17 protein-coding genes are annotated in these 22,367 nt (G+C 70.3%); 2 read left to right on the top strand and 15 right to left on the bottom strand.

Going from position 1 to position 22,367, the window contains the following annotated elements; translation table 11 throughout:
- Window positions 1-128: 128 nt before the first annotated feature.
- The 14 genes from AB0C75_RS32955 to fabG form a co-directional block, all read right to left on the bottom strand.
- The gene (locus AB0C75_RS32955; RefSeq protein WP_362895732.1) at window positions 129-2,618 is read right to left on the bottom strand and encodes an ABC transporter permease; all 2,490 of its coding nucleotides are present in this window, start codon (window positions 2,616-2,618) and stop codon (window positions 129-131) included.
- Window positions 2,615-3,394, bottom strand: coding sequence for an ABC transporter ATP-binding protein (locus AB0C75_RS32950; RefSeq protein ID WP_362895730.1), 780 nt, complete (start codon window positions 3,392-3,394; stop codon window positions 2,615-2,617). The genes AB0C75_RS32955 and AB0C75_RS32950 overlap by 4 nt, the downstream gene beginning before the upstream one ends.
- Entirely contained in the window at window positions 3,387-4,751 is a 1,365-nt protein-coding gene (locus AB0C75_RS32945) for an MFS transporter (protein ID WP_362895728.1), read from the bottom strand. Before AB0C75_RS32945 ends, AB0C75_RS32950 begins: the two co-directional genes overlap by 8 nt.
- Window positions 4,748-5,665 carry an ornithine carbamoyltransferase gene (locus tag AB0C75_RS32940; RefSeq protein ID WP_362895726.1) on the bottom strand — a complete coding sequence of 306 codons (918 nt, stop codon included), beginning with the start codon at window positions 5,663-5,665 and terminating at the stop codon, window positions 4,748-4,750. The genes AB0C75_RS32945 and AB0C75_RS32940 overlap by 4 nt, the downstream gene beginning before the upstream one ends.
- Window positions 5,666-5,690: 25 nt before the next feature.
- Entirely contained in the window at window positions 5,691-10,568 is a 4,878-nt protein-coding gene (locus AB0C75_RS32935; protein WP_362895724.1) for an amino acid adenylation domain-containing protein, read from the bottom strand.
- 72 nt (window positions 10,569-10,640) lie between these two features.
- Window positions 10,641-11,642, bottom strand: coding sequence for a 2,3-diaminopropionate biosynthesis protein SbnB (sbnB, locus tag AB0C75_RS32930; protein ID WP_362895722.1), 1,002 nt, complete (start codon window positions 11,640-11,642; stop codon window positions 10,641-10,643).
- Entirely contained in the window at window positions 11,636-12,649 is a 1,014-nt protein-coding gene (sbnA, locus tag AB0C75_RS32925; RefSeq protein WP_362895720.1) for a 2,3-diaminopropionate biosynthesis protein SbnA, read from the bottom strand. Before sbnA ends, sbnB begins: the two co-directional genes overlap by 7 nt.
- Window positions 12,646-14,043, bottom strand: a complete 1,398-nt coding sequence (locus AB0C75_RS32920; protein ID WP_362895718.1) for a condensation domain-containing protein — start codon at window positions 14,041-14,043, stop codon at window positions 12,646-12,648. Before AB0C75_RS32920 ends, sbnA begins: the two co-directional genes overlap by 4 nt.
- Window positions 14,044-14,046: 3 nt before the next feature.
- A complete protein-coding gene (locus AB0C75_RS32915; protein ID WP_362895716.1) occupies window positions 14,047-14,292 on the bottom strand; it encodes a phosphopantetheine-binding protein in 246 nt (81 codons plus the stop codon).
- Window positions 14,293-14,393: 101 nt separating this feature from the next.
- Window positions 14,394-15,350: a beta-ketoacyl-ACP synthase III gene (locus AB0C75_RS32910; RefSeq protein ID WP_362895715.1), complete on the bottom strand. Its 957-nt coding sequence runs from the start codon at window positions 15,348-15,350 to the stop codon at window positions 14,394-14,396.
- A gap of 33 nt (window positions 15,351-15,383) precedes the next feature.
- On the bottom strand, window positions 15,384-16,298 hold the full coding sequence (locus tag AB0C75_RS32905; protein ID WP_362895755.1) for a TauD/TfdA family dioxygenase: 915 nt from the start codon (window positions 16,296-16,298) through the stop codon (window positions 15,384-15,386).
- 113 nt (window positions 16,299-16,411) lie between these two features.
- The gene (locus tag AB0C75_RS32900) at window positions 16,412-17,347 is read right to left on the bottom strand and encodes a TauD/TfdA family dioxygenase (protein WP_362895713.1); all 936 of its coding nucleotides are present in this window, start codon (window positions 17,345-17,347) and stop codon (window positions 16,412-16,414) included.
- 37 nt (window positions 17,348-17,384) lie between these two features.
- Window positions 17,385-18,152 carry an alpha/beta fold hydrolase gene (locus AB0C75_RS32895; protein WP_362895711.1) on the bottom strand — a complete coding sequence of 256 codons (768 nt, stop codon included), beginning with the start codon at window positions 18,150-18,152 and terminating at the stop codon, window positions 17,385-17,387.
- Window positions 18,149-18,895 carry a 3-oxoacyl-[acyl-carrier-protein] reductase gene (fabG, locus tag AB0C75_RS32890; protein ID WP_362895709.1) on the bottom strand — a complete coding sequence of 249 codons (747 nt, stop codon included), beginning with the start codon at window positions 18,893-18,895 and terminating at the stop codon, window positions 18,149-18,151. The genes AB0C75_RS32895 and fabG overlap by 4 nt, the downstream gene beginning before the upstream one ends.
- A gap of 151 nt (window positions 18,896-19,046) precedes the next feature.
- Here fabG and AB0C75_RS32885 point away from each other — a divergent pair, with 151 nt between their 5' ends.
- Window positions 19,047-19,787 (top strand): 4'-phosphopantetheinyl transferase superfamily protein, encoded by a 741-nt coding sequence (locus AB0C75_RS32885; protein ID WP_362895754.1) that lies wholly within the window; start codon window positions 19,047-19,049, stop codon window positions 19,785-19,787.
- Here AB0C75_RS32885 and AB0C75_RS32880 read toward each other — a convergent pair.
- Window positions 19,720-21,180 (bottom strand): helix-turn-helix domain-containing protein, encoded by a 1,461-nt coding sequence (locus tag AB0C75_RS32880; RefSeq protein WP_362895707.1) that lies wholly within the window; start codon window positions 21,178-21,180, stop codon window positions 19,720-19,722. The genes AB0C75_RS32885 and AB0C75_RS32880 overlap by 68 nt on opposite strands.
- A 402-nt stretch (window positions 21,181-21,582) precedes the next feature.
- Here AB0C75_RS32880 and AB0C75_RS32875 point away from each other — a divergent pair, with 402 nt between their 5' ends.
- Window positions 21,583-22,317 carry a DUF4232 domain-containing protein gene (locus tag AB0C75_RS32875; RefSeq protein ID WP_362895705.1) on the top strand — a complete coding sequence of 245 codons (735 nt, stop codon included), beginning with the start codon at window positions 21,583-21,585 and terminating at the stop codon, window positions 22,315-22,317.
- The last annotated feature ends 50 nt before the right edge of the window (window positions 22,318-22,367 follow it).

Genomic DNA, 22,367 nt, shown 5'->3' with positions numbered 1-22,367 from the left:
ATCGGCCCTCTACTCGACACATCCGTACACACACGGCCACAACGCAGCACGCGGCCCGGTCCCGTCGGGGGAGGCGGGACCGGACCGCGTGGTCTCGGGGTGGTACGGGTGGGGCGTCCTTGAAGGGGTTACTCGCGTGAGCCGAGGAACTGGACGGTCCGTGCGCGCAGTGCGGCGCCGACGGGCAGCACCGTGCCGATCACCGCGAGCAGGGTGGACACGACGGCGACAGCGATCACGATCACGTACGGCACGACGATCGGTGTCGAGCCGAACAGCTGGAGCAGCGCGCTCCACAGACCGCCGAGGTTGACCGCTGTGGCGACCAGGGCCAGCACCACACCGATGGCGGAGACCAGCAGGGCCTCGGCGAGGAAGAACCGGACGACCTGCCTCGGGGTGGCACCCGCCATCCTCAGCACCGCCAGGTCGCGGCGCCGGTCGGCCGTCGCCATGAGGAGCGTGTTGAGGATCGCGATGAAGCAGAAGATCATGATGATCACCGCGGTGGAGCGCTGCCGCACCTCCGTGAGATGACGTGCGTACGCGCTCTCGGAGGCGACCAGCTGGTCCCTCGTCATGAACTCGGCTCCGCCGCCGGCCACCGCCTCGCGGATCTGCGCGGTCACCGCCGCGTGATCGGCGCCGGAGTCCAGGGTGATGTAGGCACGCCGGGCGAGGCCGTCCCGGGCGTAACCGGCGGACTTGGCGAACTTTGGCGTCAGGTAGGCCACGTCCTCGCCCCGCAGCGCCTTGTAGGTCGCCGCGACGCGCAGCTGGACGTGCTCTCCGTCGGCCATCTCCACGTCGAGCTTCTCGCCGACGTCCTTGTGCCACAGATCGGCCACGACCGTGCTGGAGTCGTCGAGATCGTCCAGGGACCCGTCGATGATCTTCAGGTCCGTCGTCTTCTTCAGCGCGACGGGGTCGACGATGAGCCCGTCGTCCTCGTCGTACCGGTTCTCGTCCTTGGTGTAGACGGTGGTGAGGATGGGCGCGGCGATGTGTACGCCGTCGATCTCCGCGACGCGGTCGATCACCTTCGGGCTGATGCCGGGGGTGCCGTCGGGCGCCAGCGCGTACTGCGAACTGACCTGGTTCTGAAGCCCGTTGTCGCGAGCGGCGCCGAGCGAGTCGGTGGCGGCGAGAAGCGAGAAGGTGAGCCCGACGGTGAGCAGGACGGGCGCCGCGGTCGCGGCGGTACGCCGCCGTGAGGTCAGCGCGCTCTCGCGCACCAGCATCGCGGTGGGGCCCGAAGCTCCCCGGAAGGGCAGCATCAGCAGCTTGGTGAGCGGTCCGACGACCAGCGGTGCGAGCACCGCGGCGGCCAGGACCGGCACCGTCAGCGAGATGACGTAGACCGTGGGCGAGAGCACGCTCGTCGGTGAGCCGATGGCGATCCACGCCGTCCACCCGACACCGCCGACCAGGGCGATGACACCGAGCAGCGCCCGGCTGGGCGTCACCTCCGTGTCGTCGACCGACGCCTCACGCAGCGCCTCGACCGGACGGATACCGCCGGCCCTGCGCGCCGCGCTCGCCGCACCGCCGACCGCCACCAGGAGACCGACCAGGAAGGCGGCGGCCAGGGGCGCGAGTACGGTCCAGTGCAGTGAGGGTTCCACCGTGAACCACTCGGGCGAGACGTCCATCGACTTGAGCATGTCGGCGAGCAGCTGCGCGCCGAACAGCCCGAGGACGGCACCCACGGCGGAGGCCAGGGTGCCCACGAGCAGCGCCTCGTTGCGGACCATCTTGCGCACCTGCTTGGGGGTGGCGCCGACGGTACGCAGCAGGGCGACCTCCCGGCGCCGCTGGACCACAGCGAAGGCGAAGGTGGAGGCCACCACGAAGATCGCGGTCACGCCCGCCACACCGGCCATCACCGGGACCAGCGTGACGGTGTTGTCCAGGGTCTCGCGGTCACTGGCCTCGCTGGCGTCCACCTTGTGTCGGTCCTGGCCGGTGAGCACCGAGGCGCTGTCACCGACGGCGGCCCGCACATCGGCCACCGGGCCGAGCGCCACCAGGGACTCGATGCGAGGGGAGAGCCGCGCGGCCTCCTTGTCGGTGAAGAAGACAGCGTCCTCCCAGCCGACCGGGTCGACGGTGCCGCTGACCGTGTACTGCTCGACTCCGGAGGCGGTCAGGACCGTCACCTTGTCGCCGGTGTGCGCCTGGTCGGACGCGACCACGACGTCCTTGGCGTCGGACGGCTCCTTGCCGTCGACGAGCTTGTAGCCGCCGAAGCGTGCCACCGGCCAGGGGTGGCCCACCTGATCCTCGGGGCCGCCCTCCAGCTGGGCGTAGAAGGCACGGTCGACCACGGTGTCGCCGGTGGCGGCGACCTTCTCGCTCAGCTCGGCCGAGATTCCGTGGGCATCAGCGAGCGAGCGGACGCCGAGGTCGTGATGGGCGGGGTTCCACTCCGGGTCGGACGCCTGCACCACGGCGGGCGCGTCGGCGAACCGTTCCACCGGCCGGTCCGGCAGGTCGAGCATGGTCATGAGGAGTACGCCCATGGCCGCGACCTGCGCGACCCCGAGCACCAGCGCCACGATGGTGCCGAGGAACGACACCCACCGTGCCCGCAGGGTCTGGAAAGCAACCCTGATCACCGGGACACCGCCAGGTCCGTCATCCGAGCGGCTACCGCCTCGGCGGTGGGCGAACGCAGCTCGCCGACCAGGCTGCCGTCGGCGAGGAAGAGCACCGTGTCCGCGTACGCCGCCACGTTCGGGTCGTGCGTGACCATCACGATCGTCGTGGTCACCCGCTCCCCGTGGCCCGGCGCGGGCACGACACCGGGATTCTGCAGGGGCGCACCGGCCAACTGACGTAACGTGTCAAGCAGTTCGCGGCCCGTGGTGAGGTCGAGCGCACCGGTGGGTTCGTCGGCGAAGAGCACGGCCGGCCTGGCCACCAGCGCGCGGGCGATGGCCACACGCTGCTGCTGACCGCCGGATAGCTGACTCGGCCTGCTGCCCGCCTTGTTCTCGAGACCCACCTGGGCGAGTGCCTGCTGCACGAGCCGGCGCTTGGGCTTGCGCCCGGCCAGCCGCATCGGCAGCGCGACGTTCTGCTCGGCGGTGAGGGACGGCAGCAGGTTGAAGGCCTGGAAGATGAACCCCGTGGTGTCGCGGCGGAGTTCGGTGAGCTGCGTCTCGTTCAGCCCGACGATGTCCGTGCCGTCGATGAACACCCGGCCCGAAGTAGGTCTGTCGAGTCCGGCGGCACACTGCAGAAGAGTCGACTTACCGGAGCCCGAAGGGCCCATGATCGCGGTGAAGCTACCGCGGGGAAAGGACAGACCGATCTCGCGCAGCGCTGTCACCGCGCTGTCACCGGATCCGTACGTCTTGGTCAGCGACTCGAGCCGCACTGCGTCATCCATCGATTCTCCGCAATTCCAGGGTGGTGAAGGGATCGGCCGTCGACCCGTCCGCGATGACAACCGGCTCGGGCTGTGGGGGCGGTGCGCTGTCCTGTCTGTCCTCGAGTGCCGCCCCCCGTCTGGTGAAGACCACGGCGGCGATCAGAGCGAGCAGCACCATCACGCCCGACACGACCATCAGCGTGTGCCGGCTGCCGACCGCTTCCAGCAGGTACCCGGTACCCAGCGCTCCGAGTGAACTCGCCCCCGACACAATGAGCATGACGACACTGCCGACACGCCCCTGCATGTTGTTGGGGGTGATGCGCACCTGGTAGGACATGCCGGAGACAGTAACAGCGGCTCCTATATGAGACGTTATGAAGAAGAGAACACCTAGTGCTACAGGTTGTCTGAAAAATACCGCTGCGGGCATGACCAGCGCCCAGACCACATGCGCGATGATCATGATCTGGCGCATCGCGAGCCGCTTGTTGAGCCAGCCGCCGACCAACGCCCCGAACAGCCCTCCCGCCCCGCCTGATGCCATGATCAGACCGACGTTTCCGGCGGCGCCGCCGTCCTCCCTGACCACCACGGCCACGGTGAGGATGAGCCCCTGGAAGACCAGATTGCTCCCCGCGATGATCAGCAGTGCCGTCCGGAAATAGGCGCGATCCCATACCCACCGCAGCCCGGCGCCGATGTCCGCCCGCATCTTGCGGCGCTTGTTGCCCGGCCTGGCGGGCGGCTCCTTCTCCCCCCGCAGCCGCACGAGCGTGATCAGGGAGAGCAGATACAGACCGACGCTCGACATGAACGGCATCCACGCCGACAGCCCGAACATGGCGCCGCTCACCGGGTGTCCGACGAAGTTGACCCCACGCGAGCGGGCCTCGTTCGTCGCCATCGCCGCCCCCAGCTGCTTGGGCGGCACCACACCGCGGACCATGGCCCGCTCGGACAGCTGGTAGAAGACCGTCATGCTGCTCTGGATGAACGCCACGATCGCGATGTGCCAGACCCAGACGGTGTCCCCGAGGAGCGTCGCGGCCACCGTCGCGACCGCGATCATGCGCACGATGACGCACGTCATCATCACCCGGCGCCGGTTCAGCCGGTCCACCATCACCCCGGCAGGCAACTGGACCAGCAGCGCGGGCAGCAGCCCCGCGAAGCCGACAAGCCCGGCAGCGCTCTCCGAGCGGGTGTGCCACAGCACGAGCAGGGTGAACGCCATGCCCGAGCACCGCTCCGCCATGACCGACATGGCGGAGCCCGTCCACAGCAACCGGAAATCCCGGTAGCTGCGCAGCGTCGGCAGCGCGTGCTTGCTTCTCTTCTTCCCTACGACTCGGTATTCCCCCTCGTCGCTCATGGACGTTCGGCCCAGCACCATTCCAGGACAGCCATCGCGCTGTGCAGCTTGTGCGTGGCCTGGGTGAAGGCGATGCTCGCCGGCCCGTCCAGCACCTCGGCGGTGACCTCCTGGCCGCGGTGGGCGGGAAGATCGTGCAGGAAGACCGCGTCCGGGCTCTGCTCCCACAGCTCGCCTGTGACCTGGAACGGCGCGAAGACCTCCCGCCAGTCGGCGGTCGGCTTACTGGTTCCGGTGGTCTGCCAGCGTGTGGTGTAGACGGCGTCGAGCCCCGAGGGCCTGGCAGCCATGTCGTGCTGCTCGGACACCTTCGATCCGCTGCGCGCCGCCTGTTCGGTGGCGGCGGCGAGGATCTCCGGCGCCAGCCCGTAACCGGGCGGTGTCCGCAGCTCGAGCTCGGTCCCGGGAAACCGGGTCAGGGCGAGGGCCAGGGCAGCGGCGCTGTTGTTGCCCTCGCCGACGTACATGACCCGCAGGCCGTCGACGCGGCCGAAGTGGTGGTGGAGCGTGGTGAGATCCGTGAGCCCCTGGGTGGGGTGCTCCTCCGCACTCATCGCGTTGACGACGGACATCTGCCCGCCGGCCGCCCAGGTCCGCAGCTCCTCGGTGGCGTCCGCCGTACGGGCCACCAGCAGGTCCAGCATCCCGGAGAGCACCCGGCCGGTGTCCTCGGTGGTCTCCCCCGTGTTCAGTTGCAGATCGTCGGGACCGTACGTCACGGTCCTCGCGCCCAGCCGCAGCGCGCCGCTGGTGAAGGCGGTACGCGTACGGGTGGAGGTCCGCCGGAAGTAGATACCGACGATCGCGTCCTCCAGTGAGGTCGCCCGCGCCCCGGCGGCGAATTCCGCCCCTCGCTCGACGAGGCCCCGCAGGTCGTCGTCGGTCAGGTCGCTGATGGAGATGAGATGTCGCATGGGCAGGCCTTTCGTCTCGACGGGATCAGAGGGACTCGGTGAGTACGGCGTCGATCTCGGCCCTGATCCGGTCCTCGATCTCGACCGCGAGCTGCGCGATCGTCGGACTCTCGAAGGCGACGCGCATCGGCAGGTCCAGGTCGAACTCGTTCTGCAGGCGCGAGACCAGCCGGACGGCCAGGATCGAGTGGCCTCCCAGGTCGAAGAAGCTGTCCTGGGCGCTCGCTTCCTTGCCCAGCAGATCGCGCCAGATGGACGCGATGCGTTCCTCGGTGGGCGTGCGGGGCGCGATGAACGCGTCCGCAGCCGTGGCCTCGGGGTCGGGGAGAGCACGCCGGTCGATCTTGCCGTTGGCCGTCAGCGGGAGAGCGTCGAGTGCGACGAAGACGGACGGGACCATGTACTCGGGCAGCGACGCCCCGAGCTCATCGGCCAGCTCCTCGGTGCCCGTACCGACGACGTAGGCGATCAGCCGCTGGTCCTCCGACACCACGACGGTCGCGTCGGTGACCTGCGGATGAGCGATCAGCGCGGCACGGATCTCGCCGAGCTCGATGCGGTAACCACGCACCTTGACCTGATCATCGATACGGCCCAGGAACTCGACCGCACCATCACCACGCCACCGCACCAGGTCGCCTGTGCGATACAGGCGTGCGCCGGCCGGCCCGTACGGGTCGGGCACGAAACGCTCAGCCGTCGCACCCGGACGGTAGGCGTAACCGCGTGCCACACCGGTACCGCCGACGAACAGTTCGCCGACCGCGCCTACCGGAACCGGCTGGAGACCCGCGTCCAGCACCCGCATGACCATGTTCGGCAGGGGCCGCCCGATGGGCACGACACCCTCGAACGCCTCGACCAGCGGGAACACACACGTACCGACAGTCGCCTCGGTCGGCCCGTACTCATTGAGCACCCGACCCTCGCCCAGGAGGACGCGCCAGCGTTCGACGAGACCACCGGGCAGGGCCTCACCGGCCACCACCACACGCGAGGCAAGCTCGCTGATCTGGTCGTCGGACAGCTGACCCGACAACACCTCCAAGTGCCCGGGCGTCAGCTTCATGAACGAGAACGGGCCCGCCGCCACCAGGCTTTCACCCAGCTCCGTCAGCTCACCGTCCCACAGCCACGCACGCTGCCCCGCGGCCAACGGCGCCCACACATTCGGCACCACCAGGTCGAAAGCCACCGACGAGAACACCGGCGCACCACCCGAACCCGACGACACCAACTCCCGCACCGCCCAGTCCACATGATTGACCAGACTCCGATGCGAAACCTGCACACCCTTCGGCCGCCCCGTCGACCCCGACGTGAACACCGTGTACGCCACCGAATCCAGATCCAGCACCAACTCCGGGGTCCAGTCCGGCAACGAGGACAGATCGTCCTCGGCCAGCACCGTCTCCACACCCGGGAACCGGTCCACGTACTCGCTCGACGTCAACGCGACCGTCACCCGCGCGTCCTCGACCATCCCCGCGATACGCCCGGCCGGCAGCACCGGGTCCATCGGAACGAACCCACCACCCGCACGCCACACCGCCAGCAACGACACCACCAGATCGACCGAACGATCCAACAGCACCGCAACCGTCGACTCAGGACCCACACCCGCCGCACGCAGCAGATGCGCCAACCGGTTCGCCCGAACGTCCAGTTCCTCGAAGGTCAGGGACCGCCCGCCGGCCTCCACAGCCACCGCGCTCGGCGACTCCGCGGCCCGACGCGCCACCAGCTCCGGCACCGCGATCTCCGGCACCGCCACCGCCGAGTCGTTCCAGACCCGCAGGAGCCGGTGCTCGTGGACCGAGGTGATGTCGATGGCCGACAGCGATGACTCCGGCGCCGCGACGACGCCCTCCACCAGCCGTACGAAGTGGTCGGCCAGCCGCTCCACCGTGGTCCGGTCGAACAGCGAGGTCGCGTACTCCAGCGCACCGTTCAGCGAGCCGTCGGCCTGGCGCCACACGAACATCGTCAGGTCGGTCTTGGCCACCCGCCAGGCGCCCTGGAAGGCGTCCATCAGCACGCCGTCGGCGGCCACCGAAGTTGCTCCCTCGTCCTGCAGGTCGAACGCCACCTGGTACAGCGGGGTACGGGACAGGTCGCGGACCGGCTGCAGTTCGTCCACCAGCCGCTCGAACGGCAGCTCCTGGTGCGCGAAGCCGGCCATGGCCGTGTCCTTGGTGCGTCCCAGCAGCTCACCGAAGCTGGGGTCGCCGGTGAGGTCGCAGCGCATGACCAGCGAGTTGAGGAAGAAGCCGACCGTGCCCTCCGTCTCCGGCCTCAGACGCCCGGTGACCGGGCTCCCGATGCCGAAGTCGTCCTGGCCGCTGTGCCGCGAGAGCAGCGCGGCGAAGACGGCCAGCAGGGTCGCATACTGGGTCGCTCCGTGCTTCCGTCCGATGCCGCTGAGCGCGTCGGCGAGACCGGCCGGCACCGAGAAGCGCACGCCCTCGCCCCGGCCGTCGCGCCTGGCGGGGCGTACGCGGTCCGTGTGGAGCTGGAGCTCCGGCATGCCGCGCAGCGCGTTCTTCCAATAGTCGAGTTCGCGGTCGAGGATCGCGTCGTCGGACCGGGTGGCCTGCCAGGCCGCGTAGTCCGCGTACTGCACCGCGGGGTCGGCGAGTTCCGCCGTGCGGCCCTCGGCCGCGGCTGCGCACAGCTCGCGGATCTCGCGGTCCAGCAGGACCGTCGACCAGCCGTCGCCGGCGATGTGGTGGGTCGTGACCAGGAGCACGGGGCCGCCGACGGGGACCCGTACCAGCAGGGCGCGCCACAGCGGCCCGTCGCTCAGGTCGAAGCCGCGGGCGAACTGCTCACCGAAGAGCCCTTCGAGCTCCGCCTCGCTCGCGTCCACCACGCGCAGCTCGACCGGCTGCGGCTCGGCCACCACCTGGCGGGGCTCCTCGCCCTCCAGGACGTAGCGGGTGCGCAGGGACTCGTGGCGGGTCTCCAGCGTGTCCAGTGCGGACTGCACGGTGTCGGCGCCGGTGCCGGACGGAAGGCGCAGGAACATCGGCGCCACCCACTCCGCGCTGCCGGGGTGCATGCGGTCCAGGAACCACAGCCGGTGCTGTCCGAAGGAGAGCGGCAGCGGGGTGTCGCGTCCCACCGGCACCACCTCGGGTACGGCGGGCCGTGCCTCCTCCAGGAGCTTGGCCTGGGCCTCGACCGTGGAGGCCGAGAAGAGACCGCGCAGCTGGATGCTGTCGCCGGAGGCCCTGCCCAGGGCGTCGGCCAGCCGGGTCAGCACGAGGGAGGAGCCGCCGAGTGCGAAGAAGTCGTCGTGCACACCGACCCGTTCGACCTGGAGCAGCTGCTCCCACACCTCGGCCACGAGGCGCTCGGCGACGGTGCGGGGCGCGGTGTACCGGGGGCCCTCCCCCGCGGTCCGCGTGTCCGGCTGCTCGGGGTCGGGCAGGGCCTTGCGGTCGATCTTGCCGTTGCTGGTCAGTGGGAAGGAGTCCACCGGCACGAAGAGGGCGGGGACCATCGGCTCGGGGAGCCGCTTGCGCAGGAAGCTGCGCAGCTCGTCCCGGGGTATGCGGCGGGCGGCCACCAGGTGGGCGACGAGCCGCTTCCCGCCCGCGACGGTGTACGCACCGACCGCGGCACCCCGGACGTCGGGGTGCGCGTTGAGCGCGGCCTCCACCTCGGCGGGCTCGATCCGGACGCCGTTCACCTTGACCTGGTGGTCCACGCGGCCGAGATAGGCGAGTGCGCCGTCGGAACGCCAGCGGGCGAGGTCGCCGGTGCGGTAGATGCGGCTGCCGGCCGGACCGTGCGGGTCGGGGACGAACCGCTCCGCGGTCTGCGCGGCGTTGCCGACGTAGCCGCGTGCCACGCCGATGCCTCCGGCGTACAGCTCGCCGACGACGCCGATCGGCACCGGGTCCAGCTCGTCGTCGAGCACGTACACCCGCATGTTGTCGATCGGCCGGCCGATCGGCACCGCCTCGGTGTGCAGCTCGGGGTCGAACTCCTGGCCCGTGACGTCGATGGAGCACTCGGTGGGGCCGTAGGTGTTCCACACCTTGGCGCCGGTGGGCTCGCCGAGCCTGCGGCACAGCTCGGCGTCGAGCGCCTCGCCCGCGGACAGGACGAGCCGCAGCCCGGTGCACTCGGACCAGGCGGGCTCCTCGGCCAGCAGCCGCAGCACGGAGGGCACACCCTGAAGGACGGTGATCCGCCGGTCGGCGACCGTCCGTACGAGGAGCGCGGGGTTCGATTCGGCGCCCTCGGGTGCCATCACGACGGTGCCGCCCGCGACCAGGGGCGCGAAGAGCTCCAGGGCCGCCGCGTCGAAGGTGAGAACGGTCTTCTGCAACACCCGGTCGTCCGGAGTGAGTTCCTGGCGGGCGACGGACCAGGCCACCCGGTTGGCGATGCCGCCGTGCTCGACGAGCACACCCTTGGGGCGGCCCGTCGAGCCCGAGGTGTAGGTGATGTACGCGGCGTGCTGCGGGCTCGTCACGACGGGGTCGGGGTCGGCGTCGGCCTCGCCGCCTGCGGCGTCCAGCAGCACGACACCGTCGGGTACGACACCGTCCAGCGCCTCGGCCGAAGCGCCGACGGTCAGCACGGTCCGCACACCGCTGTCCTCGACCATCCAGGCGATCCGCTCGGCCGGGTGGCCCGCGTCCAGCGGCACGTAGGCCGCGCCGGCCTTCCAGACGCCCAGGAGCGCCGCGACGAGCTCACGCCCGCGGGGCAGGCAGACGGCCACCCGCGCCTCGGGGAGGACGCCGCGCCCGCGCAGGAGCCGGGCGATGCCGTTCGCGCGGCGGTCCAGCTGCGCGTACGTCATCGACCCTTGTGCGTCGTCGACCGCGATGGCGTGTGGGGTACGGACGGTCTGCTGGGCGATCAGTTCGTGCAGCGGGACAGACATCTCTTCTCCAGAGGTGTTGATCAGTGCAGCGTTCAGTGGCGGCGACCCGGGCGGGACAGCCCGATACAGGCCCTAAAGGGTCGGCGCGGGTACGAAGCCGTCGATACGGGTTCCGATGCCGCTCCTTCGTGCCTGGTCCCGGACGAAGCCGGCCAGCGCCAGGTCCAGGACGCCCAGACCGAACGGCGAGTAGACGAGCGGCTTACCGGCTTCCGGCTCCAGCCGGGCGGTGCCGCGCAGCAGCGCGCCGATCGAGGCGTCGACGAAGTCGCGCCCGCCGGTGTGCTGTTCGGCGAGGTGCAGTGAGGTCTGCTCACGGCACACGTGGTCGGTGTCGTCGACGACGTTGTGCGCCCCGAGTACGGCGGGCACGGTCAGGTCGCGCAGGGAGATGTGGAGGACGACGGTGCCGGGCGGGCAGGCGTCCAGGCCGGTGTGCGGCGAGGCGGCCGTCGTCGCGAAGGACACCAGGTCGTGCGCGGCGAGCGCCTCTTCGAGCGTGGCGCAGTGACGGATCTTCGCGCCGGGCAGCAGCCTGGCGTGGTCCGCGGTGAAGTGCTTGGCGCGCTCCAGGTCCGTGTCGTACACGGCGAGCGAGTCCAGTTCGGGTCGCTCGGCGGCCAGGAAGCGCAGCACCTCACGGTTGATGATCCCGGTACCGATGAGAGTGAGCCCGGACGGCCTGCGGTCGCCGAGCAGCATCCGCGCGCCGAGCGCGGCCGAGGCCGCGGTGCGCCGGGCCGAGATCAGCGAGCCCTCGATGAGCGCCTCGGGGTGTCCGTTGTCCAGGCTGTTCAGCAGGACGGCGGCGCTGGCGCGCTGCAGCCCGGAGGCGACGTTGCCGGGGAAGGAGGAGATCCACTTCATTCCGGCGACTTCGCTCTCGCCCCCGAGGTAGCCGGGAAGACCGATGATCCGGTCCCTGGGACGCTCGGGGAACCGCAGGAATACGGAGTGCGGCAGGACCGTACGGCCCTCGTCGTGACGCCGGTAGGCCTCGGCGACGAGGTCGATGACCTCCTTCTCGCGTCCGGCCAGCAGCCCGGCCACTTCACCGTGCTTGAGGATCAGCATGCGCCCACCGCCAAAGTGTGTTCGGGTTCGTTCCACAGATGTGAGACCTCTCCGAAGTGGGCGCGCACCCAGTCGTCGGAGTAGATGGTGTCGAGATAGCGGTCGCCGCGGTCGGGGAAGATCATCACGCAGTTGCTGCCGGCCGGGATGCGATCGGCCATCTTCCCGAGTGCGGCGGTCACCGCGCCCGACGAGCCGCCCGCGAGGATCGCCTCACGGTGGGTCAGGGTCCGGCAGCCGACCACACAGTCGAGGTCGGAGACGAGCACGACCTCGTCGGCCAGCGTCGCGTCGAACAGCGGCGGCTTGATCGCGGCCCCGTGTCCCGGCAGCAGCCGAGGACCGGAGGGGCCGCCGAACAGCACGCTGCCCAGCGCGTCGACCCCCACCAGCGTGGTGTCGAGCCCGTTCTCGCGGATGTACTGGGCACAGCCGGTCATGGTGCCGCCGGTGCCTGTCGAACAGAACAGGTAGTCCACCCGGTCGTCCAGCGCCTCGGCGATCTCCCGCATGGTCTGCACATGGGCCAGGGGGTTGAGCGGGTTGGCGTACTGGTTGGGCCAGTACGCGCCGGGTATGGAGGCCACCAGTTCGCGTACCCGGGCCAGCCGTGTGGGCAGATAGGCGCGGGTCTCCGGGTCGGTCTCGGTCACCATCTCGACCGTGACCCGGTAGGCGCGCAGGATCGCCAGGTTCTGCTGGGTGGTCTTGGGGTCCACGACGCAGATGAAGTCGATCCCGAAGTACCGGCAGATCTGTGCGATGCCGATCGCCAGGTTCCCGGAGCTCGATTCCACGACCGTGGACCGGCCGGGCACCAGTTCCCCGTTACGGATCCTGCCGAGCAGCATCGACAGCGCCGACCTGTCCTTGACGCTGCCGCCGGGGTTGAACGCCTCCAGTTTCGCGAAGACGCGGGACCCGAAGCGGGGCAGCAGCCCGCCGAGTTCGACGAGGTGCGTGTTGCCCACGCCGTCGAGAATGCCGTGGAGCACGGGTTGCTTCATGATCCGGCGCCGGCGTTGCTGCCCAGGGCCAGCAGCGAACGCTTCTGGGCGGCGTCCGTCAGCGGGACCCGCGAGACCGGGCGCTCGGGGGTGTCCCCGGCGGCGGCCATGAAGCGGATGAGCTGGTCGAACAGCCGGTCCATGGTGGCCCGCTCGAAGAGCGCGGTGTCGTAGCGCAGGGCGATGGTGAGCCCTTGAGCGTCACGGGTGACCTCGAAGCTGATGTCGCACTGGCCCTCGAGGTGCGGGATCTCCAGGTACGTGGTGGTCAGGCCGGCCACATCGAGCGGTACGCCGGCGACCGCGCCGGCCAGCTCGGCGCCGAAGCGATCCGTGGTGACCATGGTCATGGAGACCCGGAACAGCGGTCCGTCCGCGGCCGCGTTCTGCGCGACCAGCGGGAACGGGTAGGTGGCCCGCGCGGTCGCCTGCCTGAGACGGTCGTTGGCGGCGGCCGTCACCTCGCCCAGCGGGGTGTTCCTGTCGAACACGGCCCGCACGAGCACCGGGTTGACGTAGTAGCCGACGACGTCCTTGGCGGCGGAGCGGCGTACCGACGCCGGGCAGGCGATGAGGAAGTCGGTCTGTCCGGTCCAGCGGTTCAGCAGGGCCTGCAGGGAGCCGAGCGCCAGGGCGAACTGCGAGATCTCCTGGGCGGCGGCGGCGCGCTTCAGCCGCTCCGCGAGTTCGTCGGGCAGCCGGCGTACGAGGCTGGCACCGGTGAACGAGGACACGGGCGGCCGTGGCCTGTCGGTCAGCAGCTCGGCGGGCATGGAACCCGCGACCTGTTCCTGCCAGAACTCCGCCTGCCGCACACCGCGTGAGGATTCGAGCAGATCACGCTCGGCCTGGACGAAGTGGCCGTAGTCGACGGCGATGGGCGCCCAGTCGGGCTCCTCGCCCTCGGCGAAGGACGCGTAGGCGGCGAGCAGATCGCGCCACAGCATCCACTGCGAGACGGCGTCCGTGGCGATGTGATGGGTGAGCGCCAGCAGCACGGCGTCCGTGCGGCGGCGCCACAGCACCACTCGGAACGGTCCCTCGTCCGAGAGCCTGAACGGGGCGCCGGCCTCGGCCTTGACGAGCCGGTCGAGCTCCGCGTCGTCGGCGTCGGGCACATCGCGGACGACGAGTTCACCGATCTCGCCCGCCTCCCGCACCACGCGTCGCGGTTCACCGTCGGCCTCGACGTACACCGAACGCAGCATCGGATGCCGTTCGGTGAGCGCCCGGGCCGCCCGCGCCAGGACCTCCGGGTCCGGCGCGGGCTCCATCCGGACACCACCGGCGAGGTTGTAGGTCGCACTGTCGGGGGCCAGTTTGTGGAGCAGCCAGAGCCCCTCCTGGCCCACCGACAGGGGCAGAGCCCCGCTTATGGGGTCCGTGTGGCCCATGGGTCAGACTCCTGCCTTGTTTGCCGTCAGGAAGTCGGCCACGTCGGACACGCGCAGCAGGTCACCGACCTTCTCGTCGGGAACTGTTTGGTCGAAGGCCTTCTCCACCGCGGCCAGCAGGTCGATACGGGTGAGGGAGTCCATGCCGAGCTCGTCGAAGCTGGAGTCGGCGGTGACCTCGCCGTCCAGGTCCGGCGCCGTACGCAGCGTGAGGTTGATGATCTCGACAATCAGTTCGTCTCTGGTCATGGCCTTCGTCTCCATAGGTGTGTCGCGGGGATGTGTGCGGAATGTGCGTGCGGGGGGATCCGTGTGCAAGGGGGGTCTTGGGGGGGGGCGCCGGAGCCCTGTTACGGCATCCGGACGACCTGGCCGGCGTACGTCAGGCCGGCGCCGAAGCCGAGCAGCAGGACGTTGTCACCGGGGGTGGCGCGGCCGCTGTCCTTGAGCCGGCTCAGCGCCAGCGGCACCGAAGCCGCGGAGGTGTTACCGGTGTCGACGACGTCGTTGACGACGCGCTCCGGCGGGAGGTCCAGGTTCGCGGCCAGCGTCCTGATGATCCGGTTGTTGGCCTGGTGCGGCACGAACCAGTCGATGTCCTTCATGGTGACCCCGGCGGCGGCGCACGCCCGGTGGGCGACGTCCGGCATGGTGGCCGTGGACCACTTGTAGACGAGCGGGCCGTTCATCGTGACGTACTCACGGCCGTCGGCCTTCTCGGTGATGCCGAGCACGTCGTGCCGGGCGCCGTCGCTGCCCCAGACAGCGGGACCGATGGCGGGCTGGTCCGAGCGGGACACCACCGCGGCTCCTGCACCGTCGCCGAAGATGACGAAGGTGTCGGGGTCGTTGGGGTCGATCCACTCGCTGGTCCGCTCGGCGCCGACGACCAGGACATTGCGTGCCTCGCCGAGCCGCACGGCGTTGGACGCCATGGCCAGCGAGTAGGTGAAGCCGGCGCACACCGCGTTGAGGTCGTACGCACCCGAGTTGGGCAGGCCGATACGGCTGGCCACCTCGGGGGCGATGCCGGGCATACGCCGGCGACGGGTGGCGCTCGCGACGATCGTGAGGTCGACCTCGCCCGGGTCGATGTCGGCCGAGACGACAGCCTTCTCGCCCGCGGCCGCCGACATCGTGACCAGGTCCTCCTCGTCGGAGGCGTGGTGGCGGGTCTTGATGCCGGTCCTGCCCTCGATCCACTGCGGCGAGACCGTCGTCAGCGGTGCCAGCTCCTCGTTGGACACGAGCCTGGTCGGCCGGTACACGGCCAGCCCGGCGATCCGTGATCCATACGTCTCGAACATGTCTGACTCAACTCCCCATAGTTCCGTCGGCCGTCAGGCGTCGGACGGCTCTGCCATGGCCACGGCGATCCGCCGCGGTCCGGTGAACGGCTCGCGCGCGTGCGCGGCCAGCATGTTGTCGACGACCAGGACGTCGTCGCGCTGCCAGTCGAAACGGACCGAGGCCGACCTGTAGGCCGCGCGCAGGTGGTCCGTCACCTCGTCGGGGATGACCCCGCCGTCGCCGTAGAAGGTGTTCGTCGGCAGCTCGTCATCGGCGAAGATGGCGCGCAGACCGGCACCGACCTCCGGTGCCAGGGTGCTGACGTGGAAGAACGTGGCGTGGTTGAACCACACCTCATCGCCGGTGACCGGATGGCGGTGCACCGCCTGCCGCACGGCGGTGGTGCGCAGACCGCCGTCAGGACGCCACTCCGCCTCGATCCCGCGCTCCTTGCAGTACCCCACGACGGCGTCCTTGTCCGAGGTGTTGAAGGCCTCCTGCCAGGGCACTCCGAACCCGGCGTGGAAGTTGCGCACGACCTGCCAGCCACGTGCCTCGAACTCCGCGCGCACCTGGGGGTCGACGGCCTTGAGCACCTGCCGGATGTCGGCGAGCGGGGTGGCCCCCTGCGTGACGGGCGGCTCGACGCAGAAGAAGTACAGCGTCCGCGGCCAGACCGCCTGGTAGGAGTTCTCGTTGTGGAGGAAGATCTCCTCGTTCTGCGGGTAGTCCGTCGAGGTGTAGACCTGGCCCTTGATGGTGCTGCGGGGCGAGGAACGCTCGGCGTACGCCAGCGGCGGCGTGCCGGAGAACGCCCGGACGGTGCCGTCGAAGCCGTCGACACCGCCGACCTCGAATCCGCGCAGCAGCAGGGCGCCGCGCTGGGTGAGCAGCTCGCGCAGCTCCGCCTTGTTCTCGGTGATGTAGTCGTGGATGCCGGTACCGGGGGCCGCGGGACGTCGCATCCCGGGCACGGTTCCGCTCCCCACCCAGCCGGCGGGTGTCTCTTCCGAGGTGATGGTGGTCATGGTCAAGCTCGCTCCGTGGTCGAAGAGGTCGGGCGGCCCTGGGGGCTGCGTCAGTCGGACATCGCCACGAGGACACGGCGGTCCCCGGTGAACGGCCGCCGGCCGTGGGCCAGCAGGACGTTGTCGATGAGCAGCAGGTCGCCCGTGCGCCAGTCGACGTTCACGGCTGCCTCAAGACCGCGGTCGCGGACCTGGGCGACGTACTCGGGAGGGATCGGGCTGCCGTCGGCGAACCGCACGGACTGCGGCAGCTCCTCCTCGGAGAGGATCTGCGCGAGCTCGGCCGCGGTGTCGTCACCGAGACCGGCCGGGTGCCACTGGTCGGCCTGGTTGAACCACACCTCGGCGCCGGTGACCGGGTGCTTGGTCGTGGACGGCCGGTGGGACTCCACCCGCAGGCTCCCGTCACGCCGCCAGTCCCACTCGGCGCCGGCCTCCTTCAGGAAGGCCTCCACGTCCGCACGCTCGTCGGTCTCGAAGGTGTCCTGCCAGCTCTTGCCGAGGCCGTAGCCGTCGTGCAGATTCTGGACGTAACGCACCCCGCCGGCGAAGGCGTCGCGCACCTCCGGGTCCAGGACGGCCAGCCAGCGCTCGGCGTCCAGCACCGGGGTGGCACCGCCGGATCCCGGCTGGACCTGGCAGAAGAAGGCCAGACGGGACGGCCACGCGTGGGCGTAGCTCATCTCGTTGTGCATCGAGATGGTGAATTCCTGCGGGTACTCGGTCGAGGTGTAAACGTTCCCGCCGACCTTGGTGCGCGGCGAGTTGCCGTGCACGTACGCCAGCCGATTCGGCAGCAGCCGGTCCAGGGCCGTGTCCAGCGTCTCCGGCGTGATCCCGAAGCCGCGGAAGACCAGGGCCTTCTCCTTGACCAGGGTCCCGGACAGGCCGAGCTCCAGTTCCTCCAGGCGGCTCAGCAGTTCGCCGGTACCGCCCTCGCCCTTCGCTTCGATCTCCAGTGGTGCCCAGGACGTCGAACTCGTCACGGCGCCGCTCCTCTCGCTGTTGTGGTGAAGCCTTCGGCTATCCGGCCCGCAGGCCGGACGGGATCCGAGCCAGCCGCCCCGCGATGTCCGCGGTCAGCTCCGCCTCCCGGGGGGCGAGGTAGAAGTGGTCCCCGGGGAACGACCGCACCACGAAGGCGCCGGTCGTCAGCTCCCCCCAGGCCAGCAACTGTTCGTAGGAGATGCCCGGATCCCGGTCGCCCTGGTAGGCGACGATCGGAGCGCGCAGCGCCACCGGACTGTGCGGGTGGTAGGTCTCGATGAGCTTGTAGTCGGAGCGCAGCACAGGCAGCAGCAGCTCGCGCAGTTCAGGCACCGCGTACGGGTCGCCGCCCAGGCTGCCCAGCCGGGAGACCCCGGCGACCAGTACGTCGTCGGCGGCTCTGTGCAGGGTCGTGGGAGACGTCCGGTGCGGGGCGTTGCGCCCCGAGAGCAGGACCTGCGCCGGGCCTTCGCCCGCACCGGCCTCCTGCCGCACCGCCACCTCGTAGGCCACCGAGGCGCCCATGCTGTGCCCGAAGAGGGCCGTCGGGAGGTCGTCGTACGGGTCGAGCGCCTCGGAGATCAGGCCGGCCAGCTCGTCCATCGACTCGATGCACGGCTCGTCCATCCGCTCCTGCCTGCCCGGGTACCGGACGGCAAGTACCTCGATATCGGCGGGGAGCCGCGAGGGCCAGCCGTGGAACAGCTGGGCGTTACCACCGGCGTGCGGGAAGCAGACCAGCCGCAGCCGCGGCGTGTCCGTCCGCGCATACCTGCGGAACCAGGTCTCCGAGGGGGCACTCACAGCGCCATGCCCCCGTCGATGCGGACCACCTGGCCGGTGATGTACTCGGCCTGCGGAGAGGCCAGGAAGGAGACCAGGGAGGCCACTTGCTCAGGGGTGCCGAAACGCCCCATCGGGATGCGGGTCAGGGCGTCCTTGGCGACGGCCTCCGGCACACCGGCGACCATCTCCGTGTCGATGAACCCCGGCGCGACCGCGTTGGCGCGCACTCCGTAGCGGCCGAACTCCTTGGCCAGCGCCTGCGTCAGTCCGATGATCCCGGCCTTGGACGCCGAGTAGTTCGTCTGGCCCGCGTTGCCGACGACTCCGGCCACGGACGAGAGGGTGACGACCGTGCCGGCGCGACGCCGGATCATGGAACGGACCACCGAGCGCAGCAGGTTGTACGTACCGTCGAGGTTGGTGCGTATCACCGAGTCCCACTCGTCGTCCGACATCAGCGCGAGCGGCCTGTCGCGGGTGATCCCCGCGGAGGTCACGACCGCCGACACCGGCCCGAGCCCCGCCTCGACGTCCGCGACGAACGACCGGACCCCGACACGGTCGGCCACGTCGACCCGGCGGATCAGCGCACGCTGCCCCGTCGCCAGGATCTCCTTCTCCACCTGCTCCGCCGCCGCGTCGTCGGAGCGGTAGCAGATGGCAACGTCGAACCCGTCCTGTGCGAGCCGGGTGGCGACCGCCCGCCCGATTCCACGCGACCCCCCGGTCACCATTGCCACCTGTGCCTCTTGGTCCGGCATGCTGCCCCCATCCGTTCGAATGAGTCGAGCGTGCGTTCAGCGGCTATATCTGGCCTATACGGCATCCAGCACCGCTGGAGGGCAGGCGAGGGCCCCGGTACCGTGACCGTTCATGACCTTGCTTCCGACCGGTGAAACCGCGCTCGCGGGCCTGCTGCACCCGCTGCTCCCGCCGCCGGTCACAGCCGTCGACACGTTCCACGACGGCGCTGTCCCCTTCCTCTTCCCCGAGGAGGAGGCCCTGGTCGCCGGCGCCGTGGCCAAGCGCAGGCAGGAATTCGCCACGGTCCGCCACTGCGCCCGCACCGCACTGGCCGGTTACGCCTGGCCGCCCGCTCCGATCCTCCCGGGCACCGCGGGCGCGCCCCGCTGGCCCGACGGCATGGTCGGCAGCCTCACGCACTGCGACGGTTACCGGGCGGCGGCCGTCGCCCGGGACACGACGGCGGCCTCCATCGGCATCGACGCCGAGCCGGCCGAGCCCCTGCGCGACGAGGGCACGCTGAACCTCGTCACGCTCCCCGCCGAACGCACCGCCCTGCGCGAACTCGCCGCAGGCCGGCCCGATATCCCCTGGGACAGGCTGCTGTTCAGCGCCAAGGAGTCCGTCTACAAGGCCTGGTCCCCGCTCACCGGCCGCTGGCTCGGCTTCCACGACGCCCACATCACGCTGCACCCCGGCGGCACCTTCACCGCCGCCCTGCTCGTCCCGGACACCACCACGGCCGACGGCGGCCCCCCGCTCACCGGCTTCGACGGCCGCTGGCAGGCACGCGACGGCCTGCTGCTCACCGCCGTCACCGTGCCCCCGCGCGCCGGCACCGTCAGTACTTCTCCTCAGGCACCCACTGAGCGGTATCCGAACGGTAGGAGTAACTCGGCCGGGCGGTGAGACTGCTCGTACGGAACGGCTCGCCCCCGTCATCGATGCGCAGGGTCCCGCTCCGGCCACCGCTGGACCACTCCAGCTCCAGGTACCAGGTCACGTCGTGCCCCTCCACATGCGCGTCGAGGTCGAACACCTCGACATCCGAGGAACTCACCCGGAACGGGAAGTCCTTCGCCGGCACGGCCTTGCCGGCCTGCTCCCCCGGCACGGGCTTCGACTGCGGCCGGCTGTCGTCCAGGTCGATGTCGAAGCTCTGCGGCGTGATCCCGCTGCCGCAGCCGTTCCCCATCGAGTACGCGGATCGGGCGAGCGCCGCGTTGCGCCCCAACACCCGCACATGCAGCCCGTTCAGCACGACCGCCTCGTCCGACTTCCCCTGGACGGTGATTTCGACCTTCATGGCTCCCCCGTCCACCCCGCCCAGGACCTTGGCCCAGCCACGGGTGTCCTGCGGGACGGGCGGCGGCGGCACGTCGTCGGGCTCGTCCTCGAGCAGGTAGTACTGCCCGCAGGGCTCCTCCCAGTTGTACGAACTGATGGAGGCGCTCACGGGCACCCCGCCCTCCGGCTGCCCGCCCGCGGCCGGCGAGGGCTTGGTACTGCTCCCGCCCGCCGCCGAAGCGGAGGCCGACGCGCTGGGCTTCTTGGACGCGTCGGCGCTCCTGCTCGGCTTCGCGCTCACGCTCGCCTTGCCGGTGGGCACGACCGGCGACTGACTGACCGCAGTGTCCACCCGCCCGTCCTCGCTGGGCTTGTCGCCCCCGAGGCCCTGGATAGCGAGCGCGGCGGGAACGGTGAGGGCGACGACGGCCACGGCGGTGAGCAGGACACGCAGTCTCCTGCTGGGACGACGAGGAGCGACCCCGACACCGCCCCGCGCCCCGTCCGGCGTCACGTCTTCGGAGGCGGGCACCTCGGAGTCGGTGGGCCCGGAAGCGGTGGGCCCGGAAGCAACAGGCTCCGCGACAGCAGGCGCAGGCTCCGAGACCGCGGAGTCGGGCGCCGGCTCAGGCTCCGAGACCGCAGGCTCCGAGGCGACAACGCCGACAGCCGGCGACGCCGCTGCCGATGCCGACGATGACGATGACGACGCCGACGGCCCGGAAGTGACGGCTCCGTCCGCCGCCGCCTCTCCCTTCCGCGCGCCCCTCCGCTTCGCCTCGTCGGCCAGAATCCACTTCCGGTGCAGGGCCATCAGCTCGTCGGATGACGCCTTGCACACCCGCGCGAAGCGCTCCACGGGCGCGTAGTCATGAGGAACGGCCTCACCGTTGCAGTAACGGTGAACGGTCGACGTACTCATGTGCAGCTTCTGCGCGAGCGCGCCGTAGCTGAGACCGGACCGCTCCTTCAGCTCCCCGAGCAGCGCCGCGAAGTCCTGGATCTCTGTGGCCACCCCGACCGTTCCCTTCCGTTCCTTCCCGGAACGGCGTCCCAGGCAGGTTATGTTCGTGCAGGTCAGAGGCCATTCGGGCATTCCAGCGTCCCGTATGCCGCGCCGGTCGTTGCCACCGGATTCCCAGTACGGAAAGGATGTGGACATGCCGCGGCGCTCTCCGCGACCCGCACATCCCACCCTTACCTGTCCCGGGAGACGCCGTGCCTACCAGACCTGGCATCAGCCTGACCGACGCGGTGGCCGTGCAGGTGCTGATCGTCTGCATCGCAGTCATCATCACGCTCCTCAACCGCCTCTGAGCACACATCAACGACCAGTAGACCCGCCTGCACCGCAGGGAGCCAAACGGCGCCCCGGAGCATCCGTCTGTCACCACCATCGAACGGGGAGAACTTTCTCATGCGCAACCTTCGCTTCCGCCGCGCCGCCCGCACCTCCGCCCTCGGCACCGCCGCGCTGATCGCCGCGCTGTCCCTCACGGCCTGCGAGGGCGGCGCCGACCCGTCCCCCAAGAACGGCGCCGCCGACTCGACGTCCCAGGAGTCGGCCGACACCACCTCGGCGGCCACGGACACGACCGCGACCACGACCACGAAGGGGGCCGGTGAGAAGGCCGCCGCCGGTTCCGGTTCGGACGCCGCCAAGGGTTCCGGTTCCGACGCCGCCAAGACCTCCACGAAGCAGTCGCAGGCGGAGAACGACAGCGACCAGCCCCTCCCCACCTGCACCGGCGAGAACACCAAGCTCACGATCTCGAGCGTCAAGCGCCCGGTCAACCACATGCTGCTCACGGTGACCAACTCCGGCTCGAAGGCATGCAACGCCTTCTACTACCCCTCCCTGCGCTTCACCGACGCGCAGGCCGTCCCCCCGGTCATCGAGGACAGCCAGCCGCAGGCCGTCGTCACCATCTCCCCCGGTGAGTCGGCCTACGCCGGCATCACGACCTCGTCGGCCGACGGCAGCGGCTCGGGCGGCTACGACGCCGAGGACCTGGCGGTCGGCTTCCAGAACAAGAAGGGCGGCTTCACGGGCGACATGGTGGACGTCCCGCTGTCCAAGCCCGTGCACATCGACAGCACCCTCACGGTCACCTACTGGCAGTCGGAGATGGACGACGCCCTCCAGTACTGACCGCTCCGCGCGGTGATGGGGAGTTACGGACAGCATTCGGCCCGAAAACG

Origin of the sequence: Streptomyces sp. NPDC048565, from assembly GCF_040650935.1 — a bacterium.
Classification (GTDB): domain Bacteria; phylum Actinomycetota; class Actinomycetes; order Streptomycetales; family Streptomycetaceae; genus Streptomyces.
This window is presented reverse-complemented; position numbering and strand designations above follow the sequence as displayed.